This window comes from uncultured Legionella sp., assembly GCF_937871865.1.
Classification (GTDB): domain Bacteria; phylum Pseudomonadota; class Gammaproteobacteria; order Legionellales; family Legionellaceae; genus Legionella.
In genome coordinates, this window is record NZ_CALMPD010000216.1 from 1 (window position 1) to 9,064 (window position 9,064).

The window sequence follows — 9,064 nt, forward strand, 5'->3', positions numbered from 1 at the left end:
TGGTCGGGAGTTTCAGTTTGGTTGCGATGAACCCCATAAGCAGGGCTAAACCAAGGGCAGTTGCAATAGTTGATATTAAAGGCACACTATGATGCATTGATTTGGTCCCCTAATTTCGGTAAGGGTAAACACTGGGATCACCCCTTAAAATTATATGCATTGATGTCCTATAGCAGCGTCCTCTGAGTTTTATCTTGCGTTATCTGTTCCCTTCCTCTTATTCATGTACACTTTCTAGATTTATTCACCGATGTTTAAAACTTAGGGGGGCGATGCTCTATTAAAGAGTATATGCTGAACTTTAATAAGTAAAGGTAATTGCTTGAATAAATATTAGACATTCGTAATGGCTAAAGTCGAATTTATTAAATGAGAATAATAATTCTACGTAATTCTGTACTACTCTTACATACATAGGTATGTGGGATGATAAGTCCATCAATATTTTCCATTTACAGAGAATATCTGCAGGGACTATTTACATTGCGTCAAAATAGTAGAAAACTGATTTTGATATTCGTTATTAAATTCATCTGCAAATGGAGTATTCAAATCATGCAAAAGATAACCCGGCTGGTGTTTATTTTAGTTTTGGTGATGATGCAACATGTGGTTAATGCAGCCCTTACTCAAGAGAAACTTGATAAAGAAGTGCAGGCTTTTGTTAAAAACCAACCCGTAAAAGCGATGATTTATGGTTTATGGATGAATGGGAAACCGATAAGCATTAATGCGATTGGTGATTCCATGACGAAAGTATCCGCAACAAAAGAAATGCATTTTCGCATTGGCGGAGTAACCGAAACCATGTTGACCACCTTGCTGATGCAAATGGTTGAACAAAAAAAAGTAAAACTTAGTGATACGATTGACCAGTGGTATCCCGATTTACCCAATGCATCTCGTGTCACCTTAAAAATGCTGGCCAATTGCACCAGCGGTTATCCTGATTATGTATACAATAAAAAGTTCATTGATGCCGTCATCAATCATCCTTTTAAATATTGGTCTGACAAGGAGTTGCTGGATTATGCCTTGATGCAGGACCCAGTATTTAAACCCGGTACAAATCAACATTATTCCCATACTGATTATGTATTGCTTGGCTCTATTCTAAAACAGGTTAATGAAGAACCAATAAATGCCTTATTCCACGAAGGTATTTTTAATGAGTTGGGAATGAAGAATACACGATTTAATCGCACGGCTCCCATTGCTTGTCCCGTATTGCATTCATTCAGTCAGGATCGTGGCGTTTATGAGGATGCTACTTTTTGGAGTCCATCCTGGACCTCAACCTCAGGTTCCATTGTTTCTACTATCCAGGATTTAGGTGTGTGGGCAAATGCCTGGATGAACGGGAGTTTATTATCTGAAAAATCAACGCAACAATTGCGTGCTCCGGAAACGGTTGGGAAGGGAAATAATACCCCATCGCGTTATTTTGCTATGGGTTTTGCTGTCGCTAATCATTGGTTAATCCAAAATCCCAGTTTTGGTGGATATAGCGGCATTTTCGCTGTCTTACCTGAAAAAAGAATTGTATTTATTGCATTTAATACTTTAAAACCTGTCAGCACAGAAAATAATACTAATTTCAGTATGGAACTCTGGAAACAGTTGGCTGGTAAATTAGCTCCTGAATTCCCGTTACCCAGCTTTAAATAAGAATGATGAACTAGTCCGGGTGAGCACGGTGTTATGATATGAAATCGGTTATTGAAGGATAAAATCAAAAAGTATCCTGATGCAGTAGAGCTAAATCCGGAGGTCAATGCGCACTGCCATTAAGTTAAGAACAGTACGTCATCCTGAGCATGGCGAAGGATCTCCTGAATCCCGGGAGAGCCTTCGTCGCTAGCTCCTCAGGATGACGGCCAAATCCTTAACTTAATGGCTGTGAGGTCCATGCGCAGCATGGTACATTTATAATCGGTACCCGCTTTGCGGCATCCGGGCTACTTTTAAGGTAGAAATCCTTAGCAGAGGGAGTACTATTTTGAAACCAAACAGACGGCAATTTTTATTTTTTTTCATCACAACCTTAGCTTTCTTTAGTGGTTCTGCTATGGGCAGTACTATGCTGATCCCAATAGAGCATGATCGAAAAATATTTATGAATTGTCAGGGACAAGGTGCTCCAGCTGTCCTGCTTATTTCTGGTTATCCTGATCGAGGCGATGGTTCTTGGGAGACTACACTTACGGGACAACAAGGGAAAACCGTGTTTCCGGAAGTGAGTAAATTTACTAAAGTGTGCGACTATGATAGGCCAGGAACAATCAAAGTAAATGGCGATCATCTTCTGGAAAGCCGAAGCACGTCGGTACCACAGCCAGTTACTGCAGAAGAGCAGGCAAGAGACTTACATGAGCTTGTTAAGTCGGCTCAAATTAAAACACCGTTTATTCTTGTTGCTCATTCTGCCGGTGGCCTCATTGCACGGCTTTATGCATACCTCTACCCGAATGATGTGTCGGGCATGATACTTATTGACGTAACGAGTGAAAAACTTCTGGACACATGGTCTCCCAAAGAAATTGAGGTATACCGGTTCAGTTTGAACATTGGCCCCAAAGAATTAATTCCTCATTATAAAAATGTTGAAATTATTAATTTTGATGCGAGCTTTAAACAATTGCAAAAGTATCAAAATCAGAAATTAGCTATTCCTGCGGTCGTACTCAGTGCAGGCGTTGTTCCTGAGGCCAGCCAATTGATTAAAGATGGTTTTTGGCCGACTTATGTAACGCAAAATATGTCGGAATCCATCATCAATGGCATTTCTCGCGCCCAGGATCTTGTTGCAGAAACTTTTGTGCCCAAAGCCAAACGTATTACTGTTAAAAACAGTGGGCATTACATCCAAAAAGAACAGCCAAACCTCATTATTGACCTTATTCGTGCTATGGTGGAGCAGCAAAGACAGGATCTAATGAAGAAATGAATTTATGAGTCTTAAGTACTGCCGCGGCTCCATACCCCACTGCCATTAAGTTAAGGAGCTTCATATTATCATGTAGGTTGTCGGCCCCTTCGCCGACAACCTACATTTAATTACAAATTCCTTAATTCAATGGCCGCCAGCCATAGCTCTTAGTCGTTCCACCCGTTCTGCAGTGGGAGGATGCGTTACAAAGAGTTGTCTGAATTTATCACCGCTTAACGGATTAACAATAAATAAATGGGCTGTTGTCGGATGATTTTCTGCTTGCTGAAAATTGCCGCGATGATTAGCATGTTCGAGTTTTAACAAGGCATCTGCTAACCAGAGTGGTTTGCCTGTTAATTCCGCTCCTCCTTTATCGGCCTCAAATTCTCTGGAACGAGATACAGCCATTTGAATTAACCCAGCAGCTATAGGTGCCAACATAATAACCAGAAATCCTGCTATCGGGTTCGTTCTGTTGTTTCCGTCACGCGCAAGCATAAAGATATTGGCGACCCCGCTAATCCCCCCAGCAAGTGTGGCTGCAACGACACTAATAAATGTATCTCTATGTAGTACATGGCATAATTCATGAGCCAAGACACCAGTGAGTTCTTGCTCATTCATTCTGGTTAACAATCCGGATGTTACCGCAATCACGGCATGTTCAGGATTTCGCCCAGTAGCAAAGGCATTAGGCACGTTTGTTTCAACCCGATATACTTTCGGCATAGGAGTGTTTGCCTTGGATGCCAAGGAACGGACAATGTTATATACAGGATGAGAGTCTGGTAAAGGCTGCGCCTGATACATCTTCAATACAATTTTATCTGAGTTCCAATAGGCGCTAAAATTCATAAATACAGCAAGCAACAACGCAATCATCATACCTGTTTGTCCTGCAATGAGTCTTCCTATGACCAGGAGCAACGCAGTAAGTGCTGCAAGGAAAATAAACGTTTTAATGTTGTTCATTGTGCCCTTTATTTGAAATTCCCATTCATATTATCAAAAATAGCACAAATTTTAGGGCTTGCTGAAAAATAGTAATTTATGTTGCTCTCTTTGGTTCATCTTACTGCAAATTTGATTTGTTTTGCTACACTTAGACTATAAATCGTTATCTTTTTAAGATAAATATCATGCAAAATATACCGCTGGAAATTGCAGGACAAATAATAAAACCAGGAACAAGGACCAGCGTGATGCTGTCCTCTGCCAGCCTGTACACACAGAGTAAAATGGATATTCCTGTCCATATTTTCCATGGGAAAAAAGCCGGGCCCAAAGTGTTTATTATTGGAACTATTCATGGTGATGAATTGAATAGTATTGAAATTATTCGACGTGTTCATAATCATTTTTCTTTAAAGCACCTTCACGGCACCTTAATTACCATTCCTGTGGCCAATATTTTTGGTTTTATTTTACAATCACGCTATTTACCGGACAGAAGGGATTTAAATCGAGCGTTTCCTGGTTCCAAATCAGGTTCTCTTGCGGCAAGATTGGCCGATATTCTGATTAATGAGGTAGTCGTCAAATGTAATTATGGGATTGATTTACATACCGGTGGTCTCGGTCGAATTAATATGCCGCAGCTACGAGTGAATCTTGAAACACCTGGTGCCAGAGAACTGGCTCTTGCGTTCGATACTTCGGTCATTCTTGATGCGAAAATTCGTGACGGCTCGCTTAGGCAAGCAGCCAGTGAATTGGGAATTCCTCTTCTTGTTTATGAAGGTGGAGAGGCATTACGTTTTAATGAGTCATGCATACGGATGGGGGTAAGAGGTATATTGAAAGTATTAGCGTTACTGGGAATGGTTGTTAATGCCAAGAGTAATAAACGGAAAAAATATGAGCCTGTTATTACTGAAACCAGCAGCTGGGCGCGTGCGCCAACAAGTGGTTTAGTACAACCTGTTGTTGAATTAGCCCAGGCAGTTAAAAAAGGAGAGATATTAGGGTATATCCATGATCCCTTTTTAATGAATGATACTATTGCTTTAAAAGCCCCATTTAGTGGCATTGTGATTGGAAAAACCAATTTACCGTTGGTCAATGAAGGTGATGCGATGTACCACATTGCCAGTGTCGATGAAATTGAAAAAGTGTCTGCCTATATTGAGGATCTGCAGCTTGAAGTAGATGATCCATTAAATCCACTGAATGATAATTAAAGGACAAAGGTTAGCTGAAGGTGTGCGGCAGGAGACAATATCTACAAAACGAATACCATACCTAGCAAGCAAGAGTCAGGTATGGCTTAATGGCTCAGTATGCTTTCACTGGCGATACAAATCCTTGGGGTTTGAGTGCCCAAAGAGAACAATCGATTTTTTGCAGAATGTTCTCTGCAGTATTGCCGATGATAAAACCGGAAATCCCTGTCCGTGCTACTGTTCCCATCACTAATACATCAATCTTTTTTTCATGAATAATGGCAGGAATCAGCTCGGTTGGATTTCCTCTTTGGTGGTAGATAGTTGGCTGGGCTTTGATACCTGCTTCATTAACCAGATTATGCAGTGCATTATAATCCGAATTACTCTCCTGGAGTATCATCCCATCTAATTCGTGCGATGATATATCAACAAAGACACTCGTTTTTAAATAGTGTTCGAGGATAAAGTCCCAGCATGAAATAATACTTAAATTCCCATTATATTCAGTTGCAAGAGAATGTGATAATTTTAAAAGATTAAGTGCCAATTCATGATCTGATTCTTCTTTATCTTTGGGATCTATTGCAACAGCAAAATTCAATGAGTCACGATTTTTAAATGGGCGATGGAGATATACAGTACATGGGCATTTACGGAGTAAAGCCATATCCAGGGCTTTAAAACCTCTGGGGCTATCATTTTGTTCTACCGCTTTGATTACAAGATCATACTCTTTGCGGAGAACGCGTTGCACTATACGTATATCGGGAGTCGCCCCCCATTCTACTTCTATTTTCACCGCAGTTTTTTTCTTTTTCAGGGATAAGGCTGAATACGCTTCTTTTATCGCTTTATCGGTGTTTTCCTGAAGAAACGTTTCATAAAGTTTTGTGTATTCATCGAGGTTGTTGTTAAAGAGCGGGCAGAGCACCAGACAATCCAGCGTTGCTTTATTATCATTCGCTAATTTTATCGCAAATTGCAGGGCGTCACTGTCTTCTCCAACACCATTACTAACAAACAGGATGTTATGAAATTGTTTCATCTGATTCTCCCTGTGTCTGACTCACTCTTTATGATTGGAATGTACACTCCCCAAAGTAATTGTAGCTTGGTTTTTAGTATTTTGTTTTTGTGTCCGAATGCTGTATGGTTTTTAAATGAGGACGAAAAAATTGATCTCATTTGCTCTGGCGTTGATTAACTCTATATAATGTTGAACGATGATGGTTAGATCGAGTATCTAATTATTTTATAGCAAAAAAATTCGGATATATAAAAAGGATATTTAAATGCATCATTCTCTTCCTCTGATTACTACTATCGCTATGGGATTTGCTTTGGCATTAATCATGGGATTTATTGCCGTGCGAATTAAGTTGCCAGCGATTGCTGGCTATTTGCTCGCCGGAATTATTATCGGACCGTTTACACCGGGATTGATGGCAAACGTGAAGATTGCTCAGGAGCTTGCGGAAATTGGGGTTATGCTGCTGATGTTTGGTGTTGGCTTGCATTTTTCAATGTCTGATTTGATGCGGGTGCGCAATATTGCAATTCCTGGTGCGATTGTTCAAATGGTTACCGCTACGTTCTTGGGTGGCTGCGTTGCTTTAATGTGGGGATGGAGCTACGGCAGTGCTTTAATTTTTGGCCTCTCCCTGTCTGTAGCCAGCACTGTTGTTTTATTAAGAGCTCTTGAAGAACGTGGTGCTTTGGAATCTATCAATGGTCATATTGCTGTAGGATGGCTCTTGGTCGAAGACCTGGCCATGATTGTTGTTCTTGTTTTATTGCCTCCATTATCACACTGGCTTGGCGGAAACCCGGCAGTTAACTCTCATAAACCTTTATGGCTCATTCTCGGCCTTACTCTCATCGAAGTCTCTACTTTTATTGCTTTAATGCTTTTGGTTGGTCGCAGAGTGATTCCCAAAATTCTTTGGCATGTTGCTCAAACCGGATCACGTGAATTATTTACTTTATGCGTTATTTCCGCAGCGATTAGCATCGCTTATGCTGCTTCTGTTCTTTTTGGTGTTTCTTTTGCCTTAGGCGCCTTTTTTGCTGGCATGATTATGAGGGAGTCCTCTTTTAGCCACCGCGCTGCAGAAGAGTCTTTGCCTCTTAGAGATGCATTTGCTGTATTGTTTTTTGTTGCGGTAGGGATGTTGTTTAATCCTGCCGTTCTGGTGGAACAACCATTACAAGTATTAACAGTAGTAGGAATTATTGTTGTTGGTAAATCAATTGCTGCTTTTGTGTTGGTTCTTGGATTCCGCTATTCATTTTATTCTGCATTAATAGTATCCGCGAGCCTGGCGCAAATTGGTGAATTTTCGTTTATTTTGGCTGAGTTGGGTATACGTTTAGGAATGCTACCAGAAGAAGGGCGTAGTTTTATTCTCGCAGGAGCCCTGATTTCAATAGCAATAAATCCTATTATTTTTAAGCTAATACTTCCTATTCATGCCTGGGCAAAATCGCGGTACAAATTAGCAGGAGGTTTTGAACGATCTGCTGATCCGTTGATGGAGTTACCAACGACAGTAAGCAGAGAACAGCTCGAAGGACAAGTGGTTTTGGTCGGTTATGGTCGTGTTGGGAAGCGAATTGCTCATTTACTTTCGGAACATGGAATACCTTATGTGGTCGTTGATGAAAATCGGGAGATTGTAACCAGATTAAGAGCCTCGGGTATTCCTGCGGTATATGGTGATGCCTCAGAGCCCGCGGTACTTATTCAGAGCCATATCGCTAGAGCCAGTATGTTGATGATCGTTATAACAGATACCGTACAGGTAAGAAAAATGATTCAATGCTCTCAACAATTAAATCCTGACTTGGTGACTGTTGTTCGCATGCATAACGAAGAAGAAGCGGACTTGCTTCAACAAAGTATTACTGGAAAAGTATTTTTTGCTGAAGGAGAAATTGCGAAAAACATGTACGGTTATGTTGTTGATAAATATGGAAAATAATATAGAGATACTTCGGGGGCAGTGCTCTCATCCTAATTACCGAGACTTGCTCGCGGTAGCCAATTTCGTAGCCCGCATTAGCAAAGCGTAATGCGGGAAAAAGTGACTATGAGGACAAACAAGGAAAGGCAGCCAGAATTTTATTTCCGTTTTGGCAGTGCTACAAATAATGAGCCTGCGTGATTGACACTGTTGGCTTCAATGCCAGCTAGGTCGCCTTCTCCTTTATAACAGTCAACATGTGCGCCCACAATGGCACCACCTGCGTCTTGAGCGATACACCATGATGTCGATTTTTTGCAATTATAGATAAAATTCATTCCAATCGGGATGACCTTATGATCCGTTGCGCATGATGCATGGGGGGTCAGTGGAATATTTTCGGAACCATAAGGCCCGCCATCTTCTTTAATAAAAAAGACATAGCTTTGGTCACGATGTCGTAAGTCATTGGCTTTCGCAAGAGGAAGAGCATCGAGAAATTTTCGGATTTGTTTTTCTGAACCTCCACTTTGTTTTATTTCTTTAGACAGGTTACAACGTAATTTTGCTTCATCATGGCATTTCGGATCTTTAGCACAACGCTCCATGGCATCAATATTACCGCCACAGGTTGGATCTTGTGCACACTGTACTATGCGACCAAGCATGGTGCGTGGTCTGCCATTGAAGCCATCGTAATTGATCTGAAATAATTTGCCATCAAGAATTAAGGAACCAGAGCCTTGAAGCATTAAAGATGGGGGATCATTGGGGTCTTTGACATAACCAATGACGTATTTTGAATCGAGCGCTCCTTGATGAATCTCTGCTTTATCAGGAGCTACAGAATAGGTACCATCAGCATTTTTCAGACAATATCCACGTGCCATTTTTGTGAGTGGATCTACACCGCACAGTGGGGTTTTCAATTTATATTTTCTCGATTCTGCTGCCGCATTTACTACGTTTGGATTGGCATAAATTGGATATAAAAATGCTCCGCC

7 protein-coding genes are annotated in these 9,064 nt (G+C 40.9%); 4 read left to right on the forward strand and 3 right to left on the reverse strand.

Going from position 1 to position 9,064, the window contains the following annotated elements:
• The first annotated feature begins 555 nt into the window (after positions 1-555).
• Both Q0495_RS11625 and Q0495_RS11630 read left to right on the forward strand, forming a co-directional pair.
• On the forward strand, positions 556-1,668 hold the full coding sequence (locus Q0495_RS11625) for a serine hydrolase (RefSeq protein WP_298626458.1): 1,113 nt from the start codon (positions 556-558) through the stop codon (positions 1,666-1,668).
• A 331-nt stretch (positions 1,669-1,999) separates the two neighbouring features.
• Positions 2,000-2,947: an alpha/beta hydrolase gene (locus Q0495_RS11630; protein WP_298626460.1), complete on the forward strand. Its 948-nt coding sequence runs from the start codon at positions 2,000-2,002 to the stop codon at positions 2,945-2,947.
• A gap of 126 nt (positions 2,948-3,073) precedes the next feature.
• Here Q0495_RS11630 and htpX read toward each other — a convergent pair whose 3' ends face one another.
• Complete coding sequence (gene htpX, locus Q0495_RS11635) at positions 3,074-3,904, reverse strand: zinc metalloprotease HtpX (protein ID WP_298626462.1); 831 nt, start codon at positions 3,902-3,904, stop codon at positions 3,074-3,076.
• A 167-nt stretch (positions 3,905-4,071) separates the two neighbouring features.
• On the opposite strand from htpX, the gene Q0495_RS11640 reads away from it, so the two are divergent.
• Positions 4,072-5,112: a succinylglutamate desuccinylase/aspartoacylase family protein gene (locus Q0495_RS11640; protein WP_298626465.1), complete on the forward strand. Its 1,041-nt coding sequence runs from the start codon at positions 4,072-4,074 to the stop codon at positions 5,110-5,112.
• Between the two features lie 94 nt (positions 5,113-5,206).
• Here Q0495_RS11640 and Q0495_RS11645 read toward each other — a convergent pair whose 3' ends face one another.
• On the reverse strand, positions 5,207-6,142 hold the full coding sequence (locus Q0495_RS11645; protein WP_298626468.1) for a universal stress protein: 936 nt from the start codon (positions 6,140-6,142) through the stop codon (positions 5,207-5,209).
• A gap of 247 nt (positions 6,143-6,389) precedes the next feature.
• Between Q0495_RS11645 and Q0495_RS11650 the strand changes: the two genes are divergently transcribed.
• Positions 6,390-8,078, forward strand: a complete 1,689-nt coding sequence (locus tag Q0495_RS11650) for a cation:proton antiporter (RefSeq protein ID WP_298626471.1) — start codon at positions 6,390-6,392, stop codon at positions 8,076-8,078.
• Between the two features lie 140 nt (positions 8,079-8,218).
• On the opposite strand, the gene Q0495_RS11655 is transcribed toward Q0495_RS11650, so the two are convergent.
• Positions 8,219-9,064: MltA domain-containing protein (locus tag Q0495_RS11655; RefSeq protein WP_298626474.1), on the reverse strand; the 846-nt coding region annotated here is incomplete at its 5' end.

Coding starts and splice junctions, on each gene's coding strand:
- Q0495_RS11625 (WP_298626458.1), top strand. CDS start 556: ATGCAAAAGATAACCCGGCTGGTGTTTATTTTAGTTTTGGTGATGATG.
- htpX (WP_298626462.1), bottom strand. CDS start 3,904: ATGAACAACATTAAAACGTTTATTTTCCTTGCAGCACTTACTGCGTTG.
- Q0495_RS11640 (WP_298626465.1), top strand. CDS start 4,072: ATGCAAAATATACCGCTGGAAATTGCAGGACAAATAATAAAACCAGGA.
- Q0495_RS11645 (WP_298626468.1), bottom strand. CDS start 6,142: ATGAAACAATTTCATAACATCCTGTTTGTTAGTAATGGTGTTGGAGAA.
- Q0495_RS11650 (WP_298626471.1), top strand. CDS start 6,390: ATGCATCATTCTCTTCCTCTGATTACTACTATCGCTATGGGATTTGCT.